The sequence below is a fragment of the Alicyclobacillus fodiniaquatilis genome (assembly GCF_042678105.1).
Lineage (GTDB): Bacteria > Bacillota > Bacilli > Alicyclobacillales > Alicyclobacillaceae > Alicyclobacillus > Alicyclobacillus fodiniaquatilis.
This window is the reverse complement of record NZ_JBHUCX010000014.1, coordinates 41,080-65,209: the sequence shown is the minus strand read 5'-3', so window position 1 is coordinate 65,209 and position 24,130 is coordinate 41,080. Positions and strand designations below refer to the sequence as shown.

The window sequence follows — 24,130 nt, the reverse complement described above, 5'->3', positions numbered from 1 at the left end:
CGCTGTCCTCCATTGCAAAATGCAAAGACCACTCATCTCACGTGAGCCGATAAACCGTTCCGCACACCGCGCTGTCGCCTTGCCGGTTGCTCCCCGTAAAATTCAACAAAAAGGGACGCTCCCCATGCTTCGTCAAGACGTCCTGCACCACCCCGTCCCCTGTCGGCGTGCAGAAGATGAGGTAGATGTCATCGTCGAGTGGAATTCGAGCGCAATATGCGTTCAGATCCGCCTGAATCCAGGATTCAGTGGGGCGCCGCTGCAAAATCCGCGCCCACGTCTCAATGACGAAGGGCAGATCTCGGACGGCGATCACGATGTTGCGCAGGCGCAGGCCTTCTGAGTGGCGAGGAAGCCAAGCAAGGGAGGCTGGTTGAACATGGTGTGACGCCTCCCCGCGTTCGACAAAGACTGGCAGCGGCATCATTCTCTTCGTTTTCATCCGCGGAAATAGCACACGGGACTCCTTTTGCACACCCTCTGTCATCAGCGTGGCAGGCTCCGATAGACAAAAAACCCGGAATCCTTCCCCCGTCAAACGTTGAGCCAAGCATTCGAGATTTTCTACCTGAAACGCGATCCAAGTGCCCGTGGTTTGCCCGCCGACATCACCTTTTCGTTCACGTGACTTGTTTATCAACCGAAACGTCTGTGAACTTGTACATCGACGGCCGCGGTATTCGAGATAAGTGTTATCGCAAGTGGATCGCACATACGATGTTTCGGGCGCTTCTGTCACATGCTCGACAACGTCAAAGTTGAGGCGCTTCAACTGACAACCCGCTTGTTTGGGATCATCCACAATTTGAACGATGTGATCAACCAACAGATTCATGAGTCATCCTCCCCCGTTCGCTGCTGCCTACGCCTGCACCACTCGCAGAACGAGCCTACCAAACTTGCTTATTCCTTCACTTGGCGACGGCCGCTTGCGACGCAGCCAAGCCGTAATGCGCCCGCAGTGTGGACCCGGTATATTCACGACGGAACAAGCCGCGTCGCTGCAACTCAGGTACGACAAACTGGATGAAGTCCTCAAGGCCGCCAAACATCAGCTGGGGCATGACGTTAAACCCATCTGCGGCCTGTTCCCGAAACCACGCCTCCATCTGGTCGGCAATTTGTTTTGGCGTCCCAGCAATGGTTTGATGTCCGCGCCCACCAGCCAAGCGCAGCAACAATTGGCGTATCGTGAGGTTTTCCTTTTTTGCCAATTCGGCAATCAATTGCGTCCGGCTTTTGTGCCCCTCCACTTTGTCGAGATCGGAGAAATCGGGCAATGGTCCGTCCAGCGGATAGGCGGAGAGATCAAACCCGATTCGATTCGACAGTTGAAACAGACTATACTCCGGTGTCGTCAATGCGTGCAGTTGCGCTTCTTTTTCCTCGGCCTCATCTCGTGTCATGCCGATAATCGGGCAGATCCCCGGCAACACTTTGACCTGCGCTGGATTGCGCCCAGCCGCAGCAGTGCGGGATTTGATGTCCGCATAAAACGACTTTGCCTCGTCAAACGACTGCTGGGCTGTGAATATCGCCTCTGCCCACTTTGCTGCAAACGCCCGCCCATCCTCGGACGATCCCGCTTGCACTAAAAGCGGCCGCCCCTGTGGGGAGCGCGAGACATTGAGTGGCCCGCGCACAGCGTAGTGCTTCCCCTTGTAGTCGATTGCATGAACTTTGCGATGGTCTGCAAAAATGCCCTGCGCTTTATCCATCACGAGCGCATCCGCATCCCAACTGTCCCACAACTGCGATGCGATATCGACGAACTCGCTTGCCCGCTCGTAGCGTTCCCGATGCTTCGGAATGCCCTCGTAACTGAAATTCTGCGCCTCGGCATCCGTCCCCGACGTGACGATATTCCAGCCAGCCCGGCCTCTGCTTAAGTGATCCAACGAAGCAAACCGGCGCGCCAAATTATAGGGATCATTGAATGTGGTGGACACCGTGCCGATTAGGCCGATCCGCTTTGTCACCACGGCGAGCGCGGACAATAACGTCAGTGGCTCCAGCCCGCCAACTGCCCCATATCTGACTGCCTTCGTGGAGGTTGACAGCCGGTCCGCGAGAAAGATGGAATCAAACTTGGCCGCTTCCGCCATTTCGGCCAGACGACGATAGTGATGAAAATCGTGAATTTCGTTCAATTTGGTATCTGGATGCCGCCATGCTGCCTCGTGATGGCCCACTGGCGTCAAAAACAGGTTCAGATGAAGTAAGCGCAGCTCTGTCATTTTTTGTCCCTCCTCCATTCGCTGTTATTGGCTGGATTTCTCTTTTAAAGCTTTGTCGATGTAAGAGTTGTCGACCACTTTGGATACGTCAATTTTCGCCGCCAATGCCTTCTGACTGTACAGGAAATCCGCCGTCTGCTGCTGTTCCTGAATGATGGCCTTCGATATCGGCACGTTCTCATCATCCGAGTTGATGATCATTTGCTTGACCACGGACGGACTCAAATGTGTCGACTGCGCATACAATTGGACGGCTTGGCTCATGTGCTGGTTCTGCCAATCAAGCGCCTTTTGATAGACCTGCAAAAAGAGCACGACCAAATCTGGGTGTTCCTCGGCAAACTTGGTTCGCACGATGGTGAATCCTGGATCAGCAGTCCCTAAAGTCTGCTCGTTGGCCAATTCGACTGCGCCTTGTTGCTGAACCTCTTCCGTGATGTAGGGATCCCAGGTTGCCCACGCATCGACTGCATGCGAAGCAAACGCCGGCTGCGCCTCATTTGGTTGGAGTTGCACAATATGGATCTGCGAAGCCGTCAACCCTGCTTTATCCAAAGCCTTGTACAAAAAGTTATAGGCTGAGCTCCCCTGCGCAACTGCGATCTTCTTCCCCTTCAAATCCTGGAGGCTGTGGATGGGACTGCCTTTGGGTACGAGAATGGCATCACCGTCCTTGCCACTCGACTCGACGCTGATTTCCTTGAAATCGACATTGGCTGCTTGCCCCACAAGTACAGGTGCGTTGCCTACCTCGCCAAAATCCAGGTGATTCGAGGCGATGGCAGGGAAAAACGGCGGTCCACTGGTAAACTGCGTCCACTTCACCTTGGCGCCTACTTTCGCAAACGCCTGCTCGAACCATCCCTTCTTCTCTGCCAGATAGATGGGGCCCGTTTGCGATTGTGTCCCGATATTGACCGTCACGCCCGCATCGCTCGAAGTAGATGCCGCTGCGCTGCTGTTTCCTGTCGATGCGCTGGCCGGCTCAGCCTTTGTGCCGCACCCTGCCAATGTGGATACTGCTAAAAGCGGCAGAGCGATCAGTGCAAATTGTTTGTGTAACCATCGTTTCATCGTCGTGTTTCCTCCCTATGGGCGTATGTTTTTAGAACCCCCGCATTTCCAAACCCGCCATGTCCCAGTGAACGGCGACACACAAACCGCGATTGCCCAAGCCAACCACAAACAGATGGCCAACCGTGAAATAAAATCAAAAAGGTCCCTGTGCACTTGTGTTCAAGTACACGGGACCTCCAGTGAACTGGTCGGCACACCCTGTGGCGTCGCAGCGGGTTGTCGCTGTGATCACCACATGACGCAAAATCATATCGGATTAGTAAGTTTAAGCTAGCATCACATGACTGAATTGTCAATCATCATTTTTAGAACTGGGCTGTAACGTCGGCGCACGGGATCGCATTAAGGGACTTTCGTTGTGCATTGACCCTGCAATGTGGGCATGCCCAACGGCATCAGGCATATTTTTAACAAGAGGAAAAAGTACAAATACAGACTTAACAAATACATTGCTACCCTCGATTGAACACCGCATAATCGGAACCAACACGCCAAACACACTGAAGACCGAATGAAAGGAGAAGCCTGCTGTGAATGAGGAACCAATCCAAATCTGTATATCCAATGCGGTGCGACACCAGTTGGTTGAAACGCTCAAGCGGCTCATCGGCGAGGGCTATCCAATTAAGGTTGAGAAATGTATGGATTTGTGTGGTTCTTGTCGATACTCGCCACAGTTTGTATACGAAGAGGACATTTATCAGGTCAAAAACCATGTTGACTTAGAAACGCGCATACGCCAATTGTTGTCGACGCGCCAAGAGGTATCTGAGTCATAAGTTATCATACTGTTCTACCCTGAAAATAAAGTCGATACCTGTGCATGCGCCATCCGCGATGCCTCGATTGACTGACATTTTCATGATTCTGCTGGTGCGGGATGCATCACGCATGGCGGTCTACCCTGAAAATAAAGTCGATACCTGTGCGTGCGCCATCCGCGATGCCTCGATTGACTGACATTTTCATGATTCTGTCGGCGCGAGACGCATCACGCATGGCGGTCTATCAATATTTTTTAAAGGAGCGCGCCACATGTTAACAGAAGATCAGTTGAAACAATATCAGGAGATCGGGTACATCGTTTTTGAGCATTTGTTCTCCGCAGACGAAATGGACGCAATTCGTCCGATCATCGACGAAATGGACGCAATTCGTCCGATCATCGACGAATTGGACGAAGAATCAGAACGGGCGCTGCAACAAGCCGCAGAGACATTTAATAACATTCCAAATGAGATCAACTTCACAACCAATCTCAATTTCCGGCATCCAAATCTGCAAAAATTCGTGGCGGATCCTAGATTCGTAGAGATTACCACTTCCATCCTTGGGCCCGATGTCAAACTCTATTGGGATCAATCGGTATATAAAAGACCGGAGGCTTCTCGTGATTTCCCTTGGCATCAAGACAACGGATACGTACCGACAGAACCTGTACACTATGTGACCTGTTGGTTGGCTTTAGAAGATGCGACAATAGAAAACGGTTGCATTTGGGTACAACCAGGCTCTCATCACAAAGGATATGTGGAACATGTAAAATCGCCGATTGGCTGGGTTTGCTATCAAGGTGACGATCCCGGCACACCTGTAGAACTGAAAAAAGGCAGTATGGTGGTGTTCCATTCTCTGCTCTTTCATCGCAGTTCGCCGAATCTCAGTCAAAACATCACACGCAAAGCATATGTCATTCAATACTCTGTTGACGGCGCATATAATCCAGTGACAAATCAGCGATTTCAAAACGGGCCACTGATCGCCAAGAACGGGGTGCCTTGTTACAGTGCATTTGTCCCCCAGGACCAATGTTGAGCGGGTAGCCGCGCTGTGTGATACATCCCGCGGCTGCACCAGGTGTCAATTTCATTTATAGGATAGAGACGATTCGATATGCAGACGTTGAAATCAGCGCAAGTTCAGTGGAAAGCTCAAGTTTATACTGTGGAAGAAGCGACTTATGACCGACTCGACATCGCGAACATCGTGTATCCAAATTGGATTATCAGTCATGTGGTGAGCGGTGAAGTCGTCACGGAATCAAATCATGAAGAACATGTTGTTCAGGCGGGCGGAGTCATGATTCATCCGCCCTTCTTGCCATTCTCTGAGCGCGCTGCTGGGCCGGGTATCCATCACTGGATGTCCTTAGACCTCATCGGCGCGCACAATGTGGAATTCCTGCGGTTGTATCCAATTGGGCCGGTGATTCATCTCGCGGATCCAGCAAAATACCAAGCCATTTTTCGCGAATTACTGTCCCACTGGCTCGATATGGACGCCCCATTTCGAGACATGAGCGTGACCAACGAAACCTTACGTCTCGTTACATTGCTCATGAAAAACTGGAAACAAGAGGAGCAACCGATTCGCTCCTCTGCGTTTATGACAGGGCAAGACAGATTTTTCTTTCTGATTCGATACATGTCAGAAAACATCGAAAAGAAGATTACGAGAGATTTGTTGGCTGATCAGGCTCATTTGAGCCCAAATTATTTGGATAAAGCCTTTCATAAAGCGTATGGCATGAATCCCATGCAGATGTTGAGAGAAATGAGACTCAACAAGGCGAAGAGCATGTTGGAATCCACGGGAGAAACCTTGGCATCGATTGCGACGGCCTGCGGCCTAAACGATGCGGCATATTTAAGCCGTCAGTTTCACAACACATTTGGCACGACGCCAGGGAAATATCGAAACTATATGCAGATGGCGAAAGCAAGCTACCTTAGCTTACACCCTTAACCAACACTTCAAGCGTGATCCATCAGATGATAATCTGCTGCATAGACTACACGGCCGTCGATCAATGTGTATCTGACCGTGTGTTGCTCCCTCATCCGCTCCACTAAAACGAGATCCGCCTTCTTGCCGACTTGTATGGACCCATAGTCCGCATCGATTCCAACCGCCTGCGCCGGATACAGAGAAACCAATTTGGCCGCCTCTGCCAAACGCCTTCCATCCTGAATCAGCTGAAAAACTGCAGCCAACATGGAGGGTGGGTGGTAATCAGAGCAGACCATATTTGCAGCGCCACTGTGCACTGCCTCACGCGCGTTTAGGTTCGCCGTGTGTGATCCACCTCGCACAATATTGGGCGCGCCAACCGAGACAAACATATCGTTTGACTTGGCGTAATGCGCAGTGTGCAAGTTAATCGGGAACTCGCTGATGGTGACGCCCAGCGCGCGCATCATGTCCACTTTTTCCGCTTCGTCATCGTCGTGTGACGCGATTTTGATGTTGGCTGCAAGCGCCATTTTTGTCAGTGGCGCAAGCTCATCCCACGATCTCTGCGCGCGCAAGCGTTCCATTTCTTGCACCTTCGCTTGGGTCGCCACCCCCTGTGCGCCATATGTTTTCAGCAAATAGTTCGCATAGTTTCCCGTATTCTTAAACTGCCCCTGCCCTGGGGAATGATCCATATAGGACAGCAGATGAACCCTCCCCTCGCGAATCAATGCTTCGACGAGTGGACGCCCGGCGAAATTTGACAACTCGTAGCGCAAATGAACCCGATGGCGCATCAGCGTCCGCGTTTCACGTAGGTGGCCGAGTTCCTCAACGATCTGTTCAATTAAACGGTTGCTGCGGACACCTTCCCCACCGCTCATCGACAGGGAATGGTAGGCCATGGTGATCCCATTGCTCACCATCCGCCGCTCCAGTTCCCGAAATGCGACGTCCAAGGGGAACTGAGTGCCAGGACGTGGCTGAACCTCTTTTTCAATGGCATCTGTGTGTAAATCAATCATGCCTGGAAGTACAAGCAACCCTGTCGCATCAATGTGTTGCACGTCCGCCAAATTCACATGAGCAGGCATGTTATCGAGGCGAATGTCGCTCAGAATCCCATCCGTGATTTCGAGGTCAGCCGCCACTGCGCCGTTCTCTAAAACGACCGTTCCACCGGTGATCCACGTTGTCGTCACATCAACACGCTCCCTTTACGAACCGAATCCGCCACACTTGAATGTACACGGTCCCCAGCATAAAACACCTGGTTCCCGTTCACAAACGCGCGCTCGACCATCGGCGTTTCCTGGTGAAGGCGCACCAAGCTAAAGTCTGCGATTTTGCCGGGGGTTATCGAACCAACTTCCGCTTCCAATCCTAGTGCCCGCGCCGGATGTAGAGAAGCGAGGTTCACCGCTTCATAGAGACACATCCCCTGTTTCAAGTATAATGTAAATACAGCATGCAACATCGATGACGGCATGTAGTCAGAGCACAAAATCTGCGCAACTCCATCCAAGATGGCATCCGCAGCCTTCAAATGATTGGATGTCGATCCGCCGCGAACCACATTCGGCGCGCCCATCATGACGGCCATGCCGCACGCAGTCGCTGCGCGCGCGGCCTCCATTGTGACAGGAAATTCGCTCAATGTTACGCCTCGTTCATGCATCACATGCACTTTGCGCGCTGTATCATCGTCGTGCGAGGCAATGGGAATCCCGACCGTCTTTGCGCTGCGTGTCAAGCGGTCGATGTATTTCAGCGACGCCGCTTCTCGAATGGATTGTTTCTCCCCGACAAACGCTACAATTTCTTCGTGATCCCGTTGATAGGTTGCACTGATGAAATGGACATAGTCCTCCAGTTTCCGAAACTGACCTTGTCCTGGCGTATGATCCATCAACGACAACAAATGAATACACCCTTCATCAATCAGCGATGCGAGCACACCACAGGCGCTTTCGTCCGTGATCTCATAACGCCCGTGTATCAAATGTCGGATGCGTCCAGATGGACCCAAACGCTGAAGCTCGCGCACAATCGCTTCAACGCGATCCAACGAGCGTATGCCAAACTCGTTGCTGGCAAACGACAGCGAATGGTAAATCGAGGTCACGCCATGGCAGACCAGGCGATGCTCCAGGGAAAGAAACGCGATGTCGACGGGTATAAACGCATTCGGCCGCGGTTCGATTTCCTTCTCAATGGCGTCGTTGTGGAGATCGATAAACCCTGGCAACAACCAGCACCCTTGACCGTCAACGGACGGTAACAATGCTTCCGCCCGGCCTGGCACAGTCCCCACGTGTTCAATGGTCCCATCTCGAATGACGACGTATCCGCCATGAACGACCTCATTGGGCGCAACCACATGAACATTGCGTACCATCCACCGCTCCTGCCCACGCCTCATCATACGGTGACACCCCCCAGCACACCCTCGGCCATCCGATAGTGTGTGTCCACGGTCTGCTCCATAAAATCTAAGTCGTGAAAAATCCCGACCATACTCGTGCCGGATCGTTTTAACTCGTAGAGGATGTCTTTGACCAATTCTTTCGAAGCATTGTCGAGCGACGCAGTGGGTTCATCAAGCAACAATAGTCGCGGCTGTTTCACCATTTCTTTCGCCAGATTCAGCCGCAGTTTCTCTCCGCCGCTGAAATTTTGTGGATACGCGTCCCACAAATCCGCCGGGATTTGAAAATACGCCAAGATAGAAGCCGCTTTTTGCTGCGCTGTCTCGATGTCCGCCCCTGTCTCGACTAGCGAATTGACAACAACCTGCTGTGCGGTGACCCTTGGCAGCACGTTCAAAAACTGCGAAACGTATCCGATTTCGCTGCGCCGTATGGTCGAGATCTGCCGTTCCGTCGCAGAAGATAGGTCAATCTGGCCAAATTGTGCGGATGCAAACCAGATTTCCCCCGAAGTTGGGATGTAGGTTCGGTATAGGCATTTGAGCATGGTTGATTTTCCAGAGCCACTCTTGCCTCTGACCCCGACAAACTCGCCAGGCTCCACAGAGAAACTCACACTGTCACAGCCAATAATTCGTTTGCCATCAAACTCGTGCAAGGTAAACAACTTGTGTAAATTCTCCACTTGCAGGACTTTGCCCATCGTTCTCACCGCCTTAAAGCATAGAATTGACAAGCAATTGCGTATACGGATGTTGTGGATCCTCCAGAATTTGATCTGTGAGCCCCTGCTCCACCACACGGCCGTCTTTCATCACAAAGGTTCGCTCCGTCAACATGCGAATCACACCGAAGTCGTGGGACACCACCACCATGGTGATGCCGAGCGCGCGTTTCAGTTGGCGAATGAGATCGAGGATCTGGGCTTGTACAGACACATCCAGTCCGGTCGTAATTTCATCCAGCAGCAACAGCGGCGGATCGTTCGCCAACGCTTTGGCAATTTGCACGCGTTGTTGCATGCCGCCGCTGAAATTCTTCGGCAAATCATCCATCCGATCCAGCGGGATCTCCGTTCGTTTCAGCAAATATCCAGCCCGCTCACGAATGTCGCCGATATGATACCAATCCGCCGCGATGAGCTTTTCCGCAATGTTCCCCCCGCTGCTAAAATCAAGCCGCAAGCCCATCATCGGATTTTGATACACAATCCCAATCAAGTGGTTGCAGACCCACCGCTTCTTTTGCAGGCTCAAATCGAATAAATTGGCGTGTCCATCTTCCATTTTGCTCAAATAAACGCTGCCGGTTGTCGGTGGCTCGTCAAAGTGGAGACACTTCATCAACGTGCTTTTGCCTGATCCGCTTTCGCCGACGATACCGACGATCTCGCCTGGATAGACGGTGAGATTGACGTCTGCGCACGCGACAATCGAACCGCACTGTGGGCAGCGATTCCCTCCCATCGCCGGTCCGGTCAGTTCCAGACAATGTGGGCAACCGCGACCGTGAATTTTCGTCAGCCCCTGCACCGCCAACATCGGCCGTTCCTCGATGGCGACCGCTTTGCGCGCTATTGCTTCATTCATGCCAAAGCCCCCCGATGACGACGTTCGAGCCTGCTTGCTGCGCCTGTCGCTTCATGCAATAGCTCGTGTCCGAACAAACATACCGCTTGACGTTGCGCTTGCGCTCATAGACCTCGGTTAGATATGAATTTGCGCTGCCACAATCCGCGCAACCTGCGCCTTGAAAATCTTCGACATGAAATGGATAATCGTGAAACTGCAATGGTTGAACATCCGTAAATGGTGGTATCGCGTAGATGCGCTTTTCACGACCAGCCCCGAATAAGAAAAGCGTGTCGGCCTGATGGAGCTTCGGCACGTCAAACCGTGGAATGGGGGACGGGTCCATAATATAGCGCTGGTTGACCATGACGGGATAGCGATGTGCCAGCGTGATCTCGCCCCAGCGCACAATATCTTCATAAAGAAACACCCAGAGTTTGCTGTAATCGGCCTCAGCGTGCATCCGCCTGGTCTCCCGCTCGCTCGGTTCCACAAAGCGCAGCGACTCCGGATACGGCACTTGAAACACGAGGATTTGTTCCCTCGTCATGCGCTCTTCAGGAATCCGATGGCGCGTCTGCACAATCGTCGCCTCGAGTGTATCGGTGGTGGTGGCGCAGCCGGTAGTCTCCTCAATCAAGTCGCGCAAATTGCATGCGTTGACACTGTCGTCTGCCCCCTGGTCAATCACCTTGACCACATCCGCTTGGCCAACAATTGAAAACGTGATTTGCAGTCCGCCCGTTCCCCACCCTCTGGCGATGGGCAATTCTCTGGAGCCAAACGGCACTTGATAGCCCGGTATGGCAACAGCTTTCAGCAGTTTGCGCCGGATTTCCCGTTTTGTCCCTTCGTCGAGAAAAGCGAAGTTGTAGTTGCTGTTCACGCTCTACCCCTCCGTTCCTGAATGGATTGCAGACGGTTCATATCTGCTTGAAAATCGACATAGTGAGGCAATTTCCAGTGTGATACAAATCCTGACGATTCGATGCCATCGATGTGATAGAGCACAAATTCCTCATCCTCTGCTGGCGCTGTGGCCCCTTCCGATACCATCGAGCGGTCCAATGTCGCCATGGACATCGCCTTGACGTCGTTGTGTCCGAAACAGAATCCGTATCCCAACGAAAACTGCGGGCGTGTTTGATCCGCTTGTTCTTCCATGCGAGCGACAATCTCAGCTTCTGTCACGAGCACCCAGCCAACCACGATGGTCTCCTCTGCATAAATCGGATGCGGCACTTCGAGCGGAACATAGCCGACGCGGAGTTCACCAAGCGTGGGGTGAATAAATCCATATCCACGTGCGCTGGAGTAAGCGAAAGCGAGGAGCGCGCCTTGCTCGCCCCGGCTCAGCGATTGCATCCGCACAGCGCGCGAGGCTGGGAAGCGTATCGGTTGACGCGTGATGTCGCCGACATCCTCTGGTTCCGGAAAAATAGCGTCCGCACCCCATTGTCCGACCTTATGCAAACCGCGATTTTCCAGCAGACCATCCGCGCGCAGCAAATCCACAACGCGCGGAAATTCCGGCAACGTATCTGGCACGTTGTCTTCGCCCATGTACTCAGCCAAGAAGTCTTTGACATCTTCCTCGCTTTCCTCACGCAAGGAAAATTCGATGAGGCGTTTTGTATAGTCGCGTGTCGGACCGAGAAACTGTCCGCCTGGGATGTCTTTAAACGTCGCGGAAACGCGCCGGATCATGCGAATCTGGGTAGTATCTACGGGTAGGGAATACAGGTTTCTGGGGAGTGTGGAACGAAACGCGCGCAGTAAAAATGACGCTTCTAATGTGTCTCCTTCCGCTTGTTTCAACGCAATGGCCGCCAGATCTGGAGCGTATAGCGAACCTTCACTCATGACGCGATCCACCGCTAACCGCATCTGATCGCGAATTTGTTGCACTGAAATGGGTAGGCTCCCATTTTTCAATCTGTAGTACTTCATGAGTCGCTCCGCTTCGTCAATGGCGCGTTGTCCACCTCGAACTGCAACGTAAGCCATCTCACATCACCTCCCATGTGAACGCTGTACTGCGGGGAACACAACAGACATGGCCCATCCTGTCAACCAGAATCCAATCGATGCCGAGCGGATATTCCCGGTTTGCGCCTTGCCACAATGAGACCAACTGTTCGTCGATCCCGCCCAAATAGAGTTGAGTCTGGTCTTTGATGCCTGGACCAGAGAGTGTAAATTTGATGGTGCCGGATGGATACAGCGCCGCGCCCGACATTTGATTTACGAGACAGACGACGGTTGCGCTCTCATCCGGATAGGCGAGGACACCTCGCTTCAGACTGCCGACATCCAGGTCATCGGTTCCCCGCATAAACACAAAGTCACATTGGTCCAACGGCGCCACTCTGGCCATCGTGTACACCTGCAGCATCGAGGAACTGCCCCCCGCATCACGGACAATGTGGAACGTCACTTCTTGATCTAGCAAAGTCAAAGCCACACTCATCACGCATGGGTCAAGCTCGGTCTCAACGACCACATCCGACGCAGCGATGCTAGCGATCTTCCCTGGCCTCGACATACAGTCCAACAACGTGCGAAACAACGCTTGTGTGCCGCACTCCGCTTCCGACAGGGTTGGAAATGAAAGTGTCGCCATCAGTCGTTATCCACCTCTTCCAACAAATCAAAGTTCACCAAGCTGCGTTGAATCTTCGCAAAATCCCGGCGCCAAGCTTCGTCTTGTTGGCTCTGTCGCGCGAGGAGCCATCCGTCCAGTTGCTGCTGTAAGTCCTGCCAGACGGGGTTGCTCGCATGAAAGACCGCATCCAAAATCGCCAGTGCCCGCGCGCGCTCCACATCATTCTCCATGACGGCGCCATAGCCAAGTTGTCCATCCACCATCACGGTGCACTCTGACACCAAAACTTCACCCACATTGAATATTTCCTGTTCGACACTCTCCTTGGCCCGCATCATCACCAAGCCCATTTGTGGCGATTTCACCACTTGGATATCTGCCATCCGCTCTACTTTCATCAGCCAAGGCTCTAGTTCACGAAGTGAAACTTCGCTCAAGATTTTCGTCCGTTGCCTTGTATTCACAGGGTTCGCCTCCATTTTCAAATTGAACAACCATCTCATTCATATCTCCGCGTGTGCGTCCAATGGCGATTTCCACGGGCGCGCGCGTGATTGGGTGAATCCCCAAGCTCTCGACATGAATGATGGGGATCTCCTCTGGCAGATACATGGCATCCCGCGGCGTACAGCATGTCGCCTTGATGATGGAACGCAGGCGGATCGGCCGGAATCGATAATGAACTTCCAAAATGTGATAGAGTGAGTGAAACCCGTCCAAGTGCCTCTCCAAAACCGGCACCAAATTTTCAGGCAACACGGTCGTCGACAAAGAATACGGTGTTCCATCGATTGACCTTAAAATATCCAGCCGGTAGACCGCTTCGTGTCCAGACAGTCCCAATTGCGCTTGTTCGTGGTCGGTGGGAAAATCTCTGCTCCAGTCTAGTAATTCACTCTTCGGAGATTTGCCCAAACGACCGACATTCTCTGTGAAGCAAGTTCTTTGTGAGAGCTGATAGGGAATCACAGGACTTGATTTCACATACGAACCTAGACCTTTCACCGTTGTCACAAGTCCTATGCTCGCCAGTTTGGCAATCGCTTGCCGCACTGTGTGTCGATTGACGTGAAACAGCTTCGACAGTTCCAATTCCGAAGGAATCTTGTCCCCAACGCGATACTCATGGCTTTCAATCTTCTGCATCAGATAATCAGCCATCTGTAAGTAGTACGGCATACCACTGTCACGTTCGATCACTTTGGAACCTCCTGTTGAGATATCTAGACAACCTTCAGACTAGAGTGGAGATGGTTCCCAACTGCATCCTTTGGTTCGGCAGCGCGCCGATATTGTTTCTGTGCAAACCGTCCTTCTGCTTGCGTAAACAAGGTAACTTGTCGACATGTTGGATGTGCAAAGGAATGATAAATATTGCGTAAAAATTGAGTGAAAATCACCACAAGAAATCATGGCTTGCACGCGTTCAAATAGATAGACTTACGAGCGTTCTGGCATGCGCGCCATGTTCACCCATTTCATAAACAGTCAAATTTGTCATCAACTGCGGCGTATCGAGATTTCGTTGTTTCCATTGTCGATTCAAAGCATCAATCAAGTCCGACTGCGCGGCATCCGCACATCTCCCGAGGGTGATGTGCGGCAAATAAGCATCGCCAATATAGCGATAACCATATTGTCGATGGTTTTGTAACTCTTGTGGTGTATACCAGCGCGCTTGGTCTGGCGTGATGTTGCCTTGCGTCATGGCGGTTTTGACGAGATCAAATAGGTAAGTGTGCAAGTGGATGAGCCATGGTTCCTTCTGGACTCGTACAAAATACCATCCGACAGGCTGATAGAAGATTTCTTGTACGGATGCAACCAGTGGACTGGTGGATAAGCGGGCTAGATAGGCATGGAGATCGTGTAGAATATCTACATATTGGAACCCGGACTTAAAATCGCCCTGAATGAGCGTGATATGAGGTAGATTGCCAGTGCGACTCAACCTCGGCTCCCACGCGATTGTGCCGCGCATGGCAGCCTGGAAGGAGATGAGCGCATCGAGCAATCCGTCATCGGGTATCACCGCAAACCCTATTTTCATCGCAACGCCCCATTTGCAGCGGATTGTTCATGTGTGTCTGCAGACACATTCATGCAACAAACGTCATCTACCATCACTTTCCCCACCGCCTCCATCGCCAACTTCTGATAAGACATCTTGCAGACCAAATTTCCGCCCACATAGACCTCCTCTATGGATGGAATTTGACGACGCTCACGAACTTGCAGTAAATCAGCTGTTTTGTCGATCTCGATAGATCCAAGCGCACCGTCGATGCCGAGCGCCCTTGCTGGGTTTAATGAGACAAGTTTGACCGCTTCTACCATCGGCATGCCGTTGCGATAGAGGAAAAAGACCGCCTGGAGCATGGAGGGTGGATAGTAGTCGGAGCAGAGCGCGGCTACCGCGCCATGTGAAATGGCTTCGAAAGCGGACACGTTGTTGCTGTGTGATTTGCCGAGGACCACGTTCGGCGCGCCCATCACAACCGCCAATCCTCTTTGTTTAGCCGCGATAGCGACATCGAGTTCAACTGGAAATTCACTGATGGCCAAACCCCAATCGCGCATCAAGTCCAGTTTTTCCACAGAGTCGTCGTCATGCGAAGCGAGCGGAACGCCGTAGTCCTTTGCAATCGATGCAAGTCGACCCAATTCTTCAATACTCACCTTGGCTTGACACAGACGCTTCGCCAACATCTCATCTGCCTGCGCCGCAGACATCGCGTATTTGGACATCATCAGCCTTTTCTGATGCTCGAGACTGCGAAACTGCCCTTGTCCCGGCGAATGATCCATAAACGACACTTGCTCGATACACTTCGAGGCCAACAGTTCCTCGACATAAGGGACTGCTGCCATATTCGTGATTTCGAAGCGCAGATGAAGGCGATGACGTATCAGCGCGTTTTCTCCAGACAGTTGACGAATATCGAGCATGATCCGCTTCACCGTCTCATTCTGCCTTGCCCAATCGCTCGCGTTGTCCGCGAACATACTCAACGCGTGGTAGATGGTCGTAATCCCTTGCGCAGCCAGTTTTCTATCCATTTCATGAAACGATATCTCAACGGGAAAGACACTGCCGGGCCGCGGCTGCATTTCCGTTTCGAAGGCGTCGCTATGAGTGTCAATCATCCCCGGCAACACCCATTTGACGCCCGTTTCTTCTGCAAATTGCGTGCGATATTGGCGCGGCATCTCATCGATATCGACGATTTTCCCATCGTGAATGACAACGGCACCGTTCTCGACGATGCCTGTCGGTGTGACAATGTTCCCCGCAACGACATGTTCGCTCCCCATGAGAAAGTTCACCCTCCATTTAAGAAACTCATCGTTGTCATGACACCAAAGTGATCACTCGGAAATACACCAGTGTGTTCGTCAGGTTGATTCAGTACGATGGCGGAAGTTTCGAAGCGGACGCGCACGGATTCAGTAGATTTTCGCGCGTACAGAATATAGTCAATACATACTGGTTCGGGCCAATCCACGCCGATGCCGCGTATGGTCGCGCGATCCGACGGTCCACCACCCAACACGTAGCTGTCCAAAAAAGTCCATGTATCTTGGCCGGAAAGGAGCTCTTCTCGTTGCGATAGCGGTGTATTGAAATCGCCGCAAATCAACTTTATGCGGCAAACCATCTCATCGTCTGCCGCCAACGCGTCAAGCACTGCGCCGAGCTGCGCCCGCTTGAGTGGCAACCTGTCTGGCAAATGCGTGAAGTGCACATTTGCGATGTTTACGAGCGCGCCATGCCAGTCGATGGTCGTGAGCAGCGCGACGCGCTCTTCAGTTGGGGAATCCGTCGGCAGCACAAGCCGCTCTGCTGCAAGAATAGGTAGCCGTGACAATGTCGCCAGCCCACTGTCGCTCTCGATCTCCCTCGCTTTGAATGTGCGAATTTTGCGCCGCGCCTGAGCGAACCTGTATTGCATGCCAAACTTGCTCGCCAATAAAGCCGCTGTATCAATTGCTCCGTCCGTCGTTCGAAACGACTCTTGAATGGTGATGATGTCCGGATCAACGGACATCATCTGTCGGACAAGCGCCTGCATGCGCAGTTCGTAGTCACCGTCGCATTTCCAGGTATTGATGCTTAAAATGCGAATTGGCGGCCGCTCGTTCATCGCGCATACTTCTCCAAAAATGGTTCGAGATGCAGAAAGTCATCGAACCTTTCTTCCAGCATCTCTCTAGGCCAGTCCCACCAGGCGATGTCGAGCAATTTGTCCGCCACTTCTTTCGGAAACCGCGGACGAAGCGGTTTGGCAGGCACACCCACAACAATGGCGTAGGGATCGACATCCTTTGTCACAATCGCCCCAGCGCCGATAACCGCGCCCGTCCCTACTTTCACACCCGGCATGACCGTCGCGTTATGCCCAATCCAGACATCGTGACCGATGGTGACGCGATGTTCCTTACGCCACTCGAAAAATCCCTCATCGTCCTGACTATCAAATCCATAGTCTTTTTTTCGATACGAGAAATGATGCTGTGACACGCGCCACGTTGGGTGATTGCCTGGGTTGAGCCGCACATACGAGGCGATGGAACAGAACTTGCCGACGTCTGTGTAAACGATTTGCGCATCGCCAGCCGTGTAGCTGTAATCACCTATCATCGACAAATAAATGCTGCTGCCACGCCCAATGTCAACCCAACTGCCGAGCACGCTCTCGATGACACTTGCCGTCTCATGCACGCGTGGTTGCAGCCCCAGTTTTTGTTTATCTCCCGCATGGTGACGAGTCACTTCATACATTGATCTCTCCCCTTTTGGCGACAATCTTCTCTTCAATGTCCTCCAACGATTGTCCACCTTTCGTTTCGACACCGAAGGCAATCGAGACAATCGCGCCAAGCGCCGCCACGCCTGCGAGCAGATACATCAGGTTCGAGACGCCGACCGCCTGTTTCACGATGGGGAGGAAGAACGTGCCGATGGCAGCGCCAACTTTGCCTGACATCGCCGCGAGCCCATGCCCACCCGCTCGCAAAGCAGTCGGATAAAGTTCAGCAGGAGAGGTATACGTCGTTGCGCTTGGCCCCCAGTTATCACTGAGGCTGTACAGCCCAAAGACGGCGAGCAACGCGCCGACAGGCAACCCATTTGTGCCATGCGCAGACATGACCCCGACCAAGAGCAAACCAAGCCCCATGCCGACCATGCCGATGATTTGCTGCCATTTGCGGCCCACTCTTTCAATCGTCACAATGGCCAATAGCATGCCAGCAAAGCCAATCATATTGATGGCAAGAGAGCCTAACAATGCAGGAATGCCCGACTGAAACCCGAGTCCCTCCAACAGAATCGGTTGGAAAATCCCGACCCCGTATGCAAGAATGTCAAACAGCAACCAGGACATGGTGACTAGAAGTGTGATGCGAATAAATTGGGGCGCAAACAGTTTCCAATATGGGTACTTTCGATTCAAATGCTGTGGCGGTAAATTGGCGACATCACTCAATCCAATTTGTCGAAGCGAACTTCTTGCCGTTTGCGCGCGATTTTTTGCCAACAGCCAACGAGGAGACTCTGGCATTGCGCTTCTCATCAGAATGGCAATCAAGGCAGGCACAGCACCAGAGGCCAGGATAAATCGCCATGCAGTTGGACCGTGATCGACCGACAGGATGAAAATAGAGACCAGATTGGCAACAATGGATCCGACACTGAGCATGCCAACGGTCGCTGCCAAAAATGCGCCGCGCCGTCGACGAGGGATAATTTCAGCGACATAACTCGCGGCAATCGGATAATCTGCCCCGATGCCCACGCCGAGCAAAAATCTGAAGATGATGACCCAGAGCATGTTTGGCGCAAATCCTGAAGCAAGTGCGAAAACTACGAAGAAAATCAGGTCGATGACGAACATTTTTTTGCGGCCGATAAGGTCTGTCAGCCGTCCGAGAAAGGCTGCGCCAAGCGCGGTGCCAATCAAAGCTGACGTACTCAACCAGCTCGTTTCCAGACTCGATGGATGTAAGTTTGGCACGAGATTGATCAAAGCCGCGCTAATCACATTCAAATCGTAACCGTCTACAAAAATCCCTGCCGCCGCCAACGAAAACAAGCGAACATGGTGACGACGCACTTGACTGTCGTCGAGTTGTGCCAGCACATGCGGTGCCGTTGTGGCCATCCGTCCATTCCTCCTATGTCCCTCTTTATGAGATTGCAACAGATTTACACGTTGAGACCATTGAGCATACATCGCGCGATGTCATGCCTATAGGCTAACTTGTCAACATGTAGAGAACATGTGTGGAATGTAAAGAGTGTATTTGGTTTTAATTCGATTCCGTTGAATGATTGGAAGATTTGAACGATAAGAAATTTGACTGAAGGACGTGGAAGTGAAAACGAATAGAGAGCAGCGCTGGCATACGAATTGAAACCGCTTCATCCCATCGACTTGTTAGAGGCGTCAATCAAAAACAAGACCCCAACACACGGTTGGCGTCTTGTTTGTTGAGCAGAATGCGTATAAACAACAAATTATTTAAATGACCACACAGGGCTCTTCCATGTATCGGACACATTGGCGCGGTTGAGCGCCTGCATCACATACCAAATCGGCATGTAGGTCGTCTTTTTGCCTGAAGCGGGATCGATCGCTGTGATGGACGGCGCTTTTTCAATCAAGGTGCCGTTCAAATCAATCGCTGTGCCTGTGCCGACTTTGATGTTCGAGAGATTCGGCTTCGTCGTGGCAGGGGTCTTCATCTTCCAGTCATGTCCGTTCCATGTCGTTGTGAAGCCCAATCCCTTCAACGTCTGCATCACGTACCAAATCGGCATGTAGGTCGTGCCGCGCTTCACCAGCGACGGAACTGCGAACTTCAATGTGCCACCCACGACGATCTCGCCCGTACCATAGCCTTTCCAACTCGGTAAAGCCCCTGTTCCGGTCGCACCGCCAGTTGTCGCTGATGAGGCGTCTGTGGCAATGACAAAGTCGGGATCAGACGTGATGGTGAGCGTCACCTGGCCATCTGACACGGTCGCTTGCACAGGTGTCAAAGCACCGTCGGCGCCCACTTTGAACACTTGGTCCCCTGCTTGAATGTCGCTGCTCGATACGGTCACCGTGATGGGCGACGTCGGTGTTGCGCCAGTAAACGCGATGCCAAAAGTGCTGATCGGCGTCAGATTGCTGTATGTGGTATTTGCAGTGAACAAGCTCGTCGCATCTGACGCTGTACCGGAGACAACGGAAATCTGTTCCGACGACGAAAATGCCCCCGCAGGAACCTGAACCTCGATGGTGGACGATCCCGCTTGCGCCTGGATGGTCTTCGCGCTTGCGTCAACGGTCACAGATTGAAGTAGTGATGTAAACGCATCGCCAGATCCTGTCGGCACCGTATCCGTTGTGCCGGTATCTGCGCCTGCGCCGCCTCCGATTCCACTCCCTCCCGCAGGACCAGTTGGGGAGAACAGCGCTTGAATGGCCGACGAAGCGCTGGACAGATACCCTTGAAAAGCTCCGTGCATCTGGGTAGCCGCGTCTTGTGCATTTGAAATGCCTGACAGCGTTGAAAATTCCCCCGTTGCACCGTTCACTATGTTAGACAGGAACGTGACGACGTCGGATGCCTGCACCGCCGAGTTTAACGACTGCATACTGCTGATGATGGATTCGATGAGGCCCGTGGCGTCTGACGAATTGAAACTGAGCAGTTCTTTGACTTCACCTGTCAGTTGACTGGCCGTTGCGGATTGAGACGGGGTCAGTGTATCGGTGCCGAACATCACTTCATTCCAATCAAAAGATGGTGACGTGATCATCGCCAGCGTCTGGCCAGCAACGGCCTGGCCCAATTCGCTGTTCACCAACTGTGAGTCATTCTCTATCTGTTCAGCCAATGTTGTAATACTTGATGTTACAGATGAAGAATAAGTCGCTGCTTGGGCGGATGGGATGGTAGAGAAGACGCCAGTGGTAGCCAATGTAGCGGATATGATGGCAACTGCCGCCGTGTTGCGAAGTTTGGTTTTGGACATGGGTTCCTCCTGGATAGTTGCATGGAAAACATTTGATAATTAGCTAGAAAGCATAAAACGTCGTTCGGTTTTATTTACATAGATAGGCAAAGACTCTACTTCTATCAGCGATGAACTGCGCAGAACACAAAACCGCCATTCGAGAAAGCTCGAAAGGCGGCGATATGCCTTTACTTACCCATCATTATAGCGGCAGCACTGGCACTGTGTATTCTTGACTGAATACGGTGAACCCGTCAACTGTTGCAGTAAGAACAGTTGTTGCATCCGATGTGACAAGTGTGGGTACACCGGTTGTCGGATCAATTGCCACTGCGCTCGGATTTGAGCTACTCCACGTGACATATTCTGCTGGAACAGATGTACCGCTTAGACCATCTGGCGCATTCGCACTGAACGTAAGTTCCAGATGCATGCCATCCTGAGTCACGTTGAACATTGTCTCACCAGCCGCTGTGATCAACGCTTGTTCAGCCGCTGTGTATCCTGCGATGTCAGACGCCATTTGCGACTCAATAGCTGGAATGTCGGACACGTGCAATCCATACTCAGTTAAGAGACCATCAAATCCCGATTCAGTAGCCGCACTTGATAAGGCAGTCGAGACAATATCCGTCACTGATATAGACTGATCCGAGAGAAGGGCCTCTCCCACTTGTGTCATCAAATCGGTCTTAAAATCTTTATAGAAGTTATATAAATCATCTACCGTGATATTATTATCCAACGACCAAATCTCATCATACAAATTTTGAACGTCATCACTGGATATATCACTTTCCAAGCTCGTGTAATAGAGTGGAAGCATAGATTGCAATGCAGTTACTAGCGTTTGCTCGTTAGCCGCCGGCAAAGTATCGTACGTCGCATTCTTGCCGTACAGAATCCCAGCAATGTCGTCCGGCGTCAATGCATTCACACTGGCTTGAGCCGTCTTTACTGCAGCCATTTCATCAGGTGTCAAATTATCGTGAATTGCCTGTAGTTCCGTTGCAACTTTCGCAAGTGTAGCCTGCTCTGCTGCCGTCAAGGTTACCGTCGGCGGTCCACTCGGCCCAACCGAACCACCACCGCCTCCACCTACCGGTGGCGTCGTCCCGCCTGTCGTCGATCCAGTGGTCGTGGTGACTGTACCTGTGCCCGAAACATCCACTGCCGTCGAAGAAGAATTGCTCAGCGTAGTAATTGTACCATTATTCTCCAATGCGACGCCCGTTGCACTGTCGCTGACCGTCAGCGTCCCCACAGAAGCGCCGGAATCTACCACAACTTGCGTATTTGCCGCAGTGATATTGAGGCTCTGTACTTGTCCAGTAATTTCAATCGTGTTGGTGCCGTCCACGTTCACGACGCTGTAACCATCGCCTTTGAGCACAACCGGACCACCTGAGTTGTCGTTCACATCGCCAACTTGGCCACCTGTCACGTTCAATGTCACGGTGTTGGTGCCACTGCCGTCTGTCAGCGTGATGGTGCCCAGCGTGCTGTCACTGACATCGACATCAACGGGTGTACTCGTATGCACGTCCACTGAGTTTGCTGTAGTGCCAGTCAAATGGATGGAGTGATCCGCCCCAGACAAGACGACAATCTTGCCTGATGCTGTGACATTGGTCAGATTGACTGTGCCGTCTGCACCTGGATCCAAGAAGATATCCCCAGATACGTTCAAGTTTTGCAATGTCACGTTATTTCCACTGACCCAGATGTCTTTGGAGACCTGTTTAGCGGCCCCACTTGCAGCGCCATATGTCCCTGTCGCGACAACCAATGGCGATTTTTCCGTCATTTGATGAGTCGCACCGTTCCAGACATTCTGAACGCCAATGGCGCTCAACAGTTGATTGACATAATAAATTGGCACATATGTTGTCACTTGCGCCTTCGGACCGCCAGCCGGATCCTTATGCGAAATGGTGTTGACCTTTTTCACGACCGTGCCATTGACCGTGATGGTCGTATTGCCTGACCCTACTGAGATGCCTGAAAAATCAAAGTTCTTCTTGGAACTTGTCACAGCCCAAGTTTTTGTCTTGCCATCCCACTTCGCCGTGAACCCAGCCGCTTTCATCGCTTCGTTCAAGTAGTAAACTGGCATGTATGTAGTATTCGTGCTGCCTTCTTTCGCAACCAAACCGTACGGCTTTGCAATGACCGATTCATCGAGCGTGATCGAAGAAATAAACTGTTTGCTGGTCGAAGAAGATGTTGCCGCGAGCACATTCGGCACAAATGTCCCGACGGCAATTAAACCAGCCAAAATTCCCTTCAGATTTCTATTCAACCAAAATCCTCCTTACCATCATCATAATCTGTCTCATTTTTGTAAATCATTTCTTCTTTGTATTTATAATCCCCCTGAAGAGCATAAACATCGCATCCATAAATAACCCCTTTCATTCATATTAACCTAGAATTTACCTAGTAGGAAGTATAGTTTCGACATTTTTCAATAAAAACCGCGAAATCATATGGTCGAATATCGTTTTTTTCGCAAGTTCGCCGAGCGCAAATTCCTTTTAGAGCGAGCATGCAGCGAGGATAAGTGATTCTTCTTCTTGGAGAGCGGACTGGATAATTGTCTGGTCATGAGACTGGCAATCTGTTGATGACCAGCGTTGTTTGGATGAATGGGGCGACGGATGGGAGAAGCCAAATCTTCAAAACGCCCTGATCGATAACCCTCTATGAAATCAGCTTCGTTGTTCTGGTATGTCTTGTGAACATCCACCAGCGCAAAACAATACCGCCCTGCAATCTCTCGAATCGCCCCATTTAATTGCTCAAATGCATCAACGGCCAGCGGAAAATTGGGCACAGGGTTGTAGATGGTTGCAACGACCACGTGCGGGATTTTGAACTGATGTATGAAGGCACATAATTTATCCATGTGAAATTGAAATGCTTGAATTCTATCATCTATCAGCTGTGGTGAAATTTGTCCACCAAAAATGGGCAAATACTGACGGCGTAAAAGTTTGCGCAGATCATTCCCACCAACCATAATGGTGGCGATATTCGTTTGCTCCCAGATATTTGGATGGACCATCATCGCAGCTTGCCATACATCTTTGGCCGTCCATCCATTTCTGGCGATGACGATGGGACGCTTCGATAACCCTTTTTGTTGTGTGAAGTCACTCACTTGGCGTACAAACGCCAAACTCGGATGTGTGGCGCCGTATCCAGCTGTCACGGAGTCCCCAAAGGCCAAGTAGAGATTGCGCGGCATTTTGTCACCCCCTATATCCCTCACAGGTGGTATCTACAGTGCCGTTCATGCAGATATCCCTTCTCCGCGCGCATCAAAATGGCGCAAATCGCGCTGAAAGATGATTCATGATATTCCGCAAGTGGATTTTCTGATGATGTCATCCACCAAAACGGACAAGAACGTCGCGCTGGGATCCGGTCTTAGGCAGATGTCTACTGCATATTCGCCCATTCGA

The 24,130-nt window shown here is 51.7% G+C and carries 23 protein-coding genes; 3 read left to right on the top strand and 20 right to left on the bottom strand.

What is annotated here, in order from left to right; translation table 11 throughout:
• Positions 1-37: 37 nt before the first annotated feature.
• The 3 genes from ACFSB2_RS04565 to ACFSB2_RS04555 all read right to left on the bottom strand — a co-directional run bounded on the left by ACFSB2_RS04565 (position 38) and on the right by ACFSB2_RS04555 (position 3,311).
• Complete coding sequence (locus ACFSB2_RS04565; protein WP_377941635.1) at positions 38-835, bottom strand: VOC family protein; 798 nt, start codon at positions 833-835, stop codon at positions 38-40.
• Between the two features lie 76 nt (positions 836-911).
• Positions 912-2,237: an LLM class flavin-dependent oxidoreductase gene (locus tag ACFSB2_RS04560; RefSeq protein ID WP_377941634.1), complete on the bottom strand. Its 1,326-nt coding sequence runs from the start codon at positions 2,235-2,237 to the stop codon at positions 912-914.
• Between the two features lie 24 nt (positions 2,238-2,261).
• Complete coding sequence (locus tag ACFSB2_RS04555; protein ID WP_377941633.1) at positions 2,262-3,311, bottom strand: aliphatic sulfonate ABC transporter substrate-binding protein; 1,050 nt, start codon at positions 3,309-3,311, stop codon at positions 2,262-2,264.
• Between the two features lie 533 nt (positions 3,312-3,844).
• Between ACFSB2_RS04555 and ACFSB2_RS04550 the strand changes: the two genes are divergently transcribed.
• The 3 genes from ACFSB2_RS04550 (at position 3,845) to ACFSB2_RS04540 (ending at position 6,059) form a co-directional block, all read left to right on the top strand.
• Complete coding sequence (locus tag ACFSB2_RS04550; RefSeq protein ID WP_377941632.1) at positions 3,845-4,093, top strand: hypothetical protein; 249 nt, start codon at positions 3,845-3,847, stop codon at positions 4,091-4,093.
• Positions 4,094-4,349: 256 nt separating this feature from the next.
• Positions 4,350-5,129, top strand: coding sequence for a phytanoyl-CoA dioxygenase family protein (locus tag ACFSB2_RS04545; protein WP_377941631.1), 780 nt, complete (start codon positions 4,350-4,352; stop codon positions 5,127-5,129).
• Between the two features lie 78 nt (positions 5,130-5,207).
• Complete coding sequence (locus tag ACFSB2_RS04540; protein WP_377941630.1) at positions 5,208-6,059, top strand: AraC family transcriptional regulator; 852 nt, start codon at positions 5,208-5,210, stop codon at positions 6,057-6,059.
• 8 nt (positions 6,060-6,067) lie between these two features.
• Here ACFSB2_RS04540 and ACFSB2_RS04535 read toward each other — a convergent pair whose 3' ends face one another.
• From ACFSB2_RS04535 to ACFSB2_RS04455, 17 genes are all read right to left on the bottom strand, one after another.
• Positions 6,068-7,249, bottom strand: a complete 1,182-nt coding sequence (locus ACFSB2_RS04535; RefSeq protein WP_377941628.1) for an alpha-D-ribose 1-methylphosphonate 5-triphosphate diphosphatase — start codon at positions 7,247-7,249, stop codon at positions 6,068-6,070.
• The gene (locus ACFSB2_RS04530; protein WP_377941624.1) at positions 7,246-8,472 is read right to left on the bottom strand and encodes an alpha-D-ribose 1-methylphosphonate 5-triphosphate diphosphatase; all 1,227 of its coding nucleotides are present in this window, start codon (positions 8,470-8,472) and stop codon (positions 7,246-7,248) included. Before ACFSB2_RS04530 ends, ACFSB2_RS04535 begins: the two co-directional genes overlap by 4 nt.
• A complete protein-coding gene (locus tag ACFSB2_RS04525) occupies positions 8,469-9,179 on the bottom strand; it encodes a phosphonate C-P lyase system protein PhnL (RefSeq protein ID WP_377941622.1) in 711 nt (236 codons plus the stop codon). The genes ACFSB2_RS04530 and ACFSB2_RS04525 overlap by 4 nt, the downstream gene beginning before the upstream one ends.
• Positions 9,180-9,192: 13 nt before the next feature.
• Positions 9,193-10,065, bottom strand: a complete 873-nt coding sequence (locus tag ACFSB2_RS04520; RefSeq protein ID WP_377941621.1) for an ATP-binding cassette domain-containing protein — start codon at positions 10,063-10,065, stop codon at positions 9,193-9,195.
• Positions 10,058-10,933, bottom strand: a complete 876-nt coding sequence (locus ACFSB2_RS04515) for an alpha-D-ribose 1-methylphosphonate 5-phosphate C-P-lyase PhnJ (protein ID WP_377941619.1) — start codon at positions 10,931-10,933, stop codon at positions 10,058-10,060. Before ACFSB2_RS04515 ends, ACFSB2_RS04520 begins: the two co-directional genes overlap by 8 nt.
• The gene (locus ACFSB2_RS04510) at positions 10,930-12,054 is read right to left on the bottom strand and encodes a carbon-phosphorus lyase complex subunit PhnI (RefSeq protein ID WP_377941617.1); all 1,125 of its coding nucleotides are present in this window, start codon (positions 12,052-12,054) and stop codon (positions 10,930-10,932) included. Before ACFSB2_RS04510 ends, ACFSB2_RS04515 begins: the two co-directional genes overlap by 4 nt.
• A 1-nt stretch (position 12,055) precedes the next feature.
• Entirely contained in the window at positions 12,056-12,670 is a 615-nt protein-coding gene (phnH, locus tag ACFSB2_RS04505) for a phosphonate C-P lyase system protein PhnH (protein ID WP_377941616.1), read from the bottom strand.
• Positions 12,670-13,116, bottom strand: a complete 447-nt coding sequence (gene phnG, locus ACFSB2_RS04500; protein ID WP_377941615.1) for a phosphonate C-P lyase system protein PhnG — start codon at positions 13,114-13,116, stop codon at positions 12,670-12,672. The genes phnH and phnG overlap by 1 nt, the downstream gene beginning before the upstream one ends.
• Positions 13,067-13,852: a GntR family transcriptional regulator gene (locus tag ACFSB2_RS04495; RefSeq protein ID WP_377941613.1), complete on the bottom strand. Its 786-nt coding sequence runs from the start codon at positions 13,850-13,852 to the stop codon at positions 13,067-13,069. The genes phnG and ACFSB2_RS04495 overlap by 50 nt, the downstream gene beginning before the upstream one ends.
• A 226-nt stretch (positions 13,853-14,078) precedes the next feature.
• A complete protein-coding gene (locus ACFSB2_RS04490) occupies positions 14,079-14,702 on the bottom strand; it encodes a 2'-5' RNA ligase family protein (protein WP_377941611.1) in 624 nt (207 codons plus the stop codon).
• Positions 14,699-15,967, bottom strand: a complete 1,269-nt coding sequence (locus ACFSB2_RS04485; protein WP_377941608.1) for an alpha-D-ribose 1-methylphosphonate 5-triphosphate diphosphatase — start codon at positions 15,965-15,967, stop codon at positions 14,699-14,701. Before ACFSB2_RS04485 ends, ACFSB2_RS04490 begins: the two co-directional genes overlap by 4 nt.
• A gap of 8 nt (positions 15,968-15,975) precedes the next feature.
• Complete coding sequence (locus ACFSB2_RS04480) at positions 15,976-16,797, bottom strand: endonuclease/exonuclease/phosphatase family protein (protein ID WP_377941606.1); 822 nt, start codon at positions 16,795-16,797, stop codon at positions 15,976-15,978.
• The gene (locus tag ACFSB2_RS04475) at positions 16,794-17,435 is read right to left on the bottom strand and encodes a DapH/DapD/GlmU-related protein (protein ID WP_377941605.1); all 642 of its coding nucleotides are present in this window, start codon (positions 17,433-17,435) and stop codon (positions 16,794-16,796) included. The genes ACFSB2_RS04480 and ACFSB2_RS04475 overlap by 4 nt, the downstream gene beginning before the upstream one ends.
• Complete coding sequence (locus tag ACFSB2_RS04470) at positions 17,428-18,816, bottom strand: MFS transporter (RefSeq protein ID WP_377941603.1); 1,389 nt, start codon at positions 18,814-18,816, stop codon at positions 17,428-17,430. Before ACFSB2_RS04470 ends, ACFSB2_RS04475 begins: the two co-directional genes overlap by 8 nt.
• A 356-nt stretch (positions 18,817-19,172) precedes the next feature.
• Positions 19,173-20,681 carry a hypothetical protein gene (locus tag ACFSB2_RS04465; protein ID WP_377941601.1) on the bottom strand — a complete coding sequence of 503 codons (1,509 nt, stop codon included), beginning with the start codon at positions 20,679-20,681 and terminating at the stop codon, positions 19,173-19,175.
• Positions 20,682-20,865: 184 nt separating this feature from the next.
• Positions 20,866-22,965, bottom strand: a complete 2,100-nt coding sequence (locus ACFSB2_RS04460; protein WP_377941598.1) for a hypothetical protein — start codon at positions 22,963-22,965, stop codon at positions 20,866-20,868.
• A gap of 183 nt (positions 22,966-23,148) precedes the next feature.
• Complete coding sequence (locus ACFSB2_RS04455) at positions 23,149-23,913, bottom strand: SGNH/GDSL hydrolase family protein (RefSeq protein ID WP_377941597.1); 765 nt, start codon at positions 23,911-23,913, stop codon at positions 23,149-23,151.
• Between the last annotated feature and the right edge of the window lie 217 nt (positions 23,914-24,130).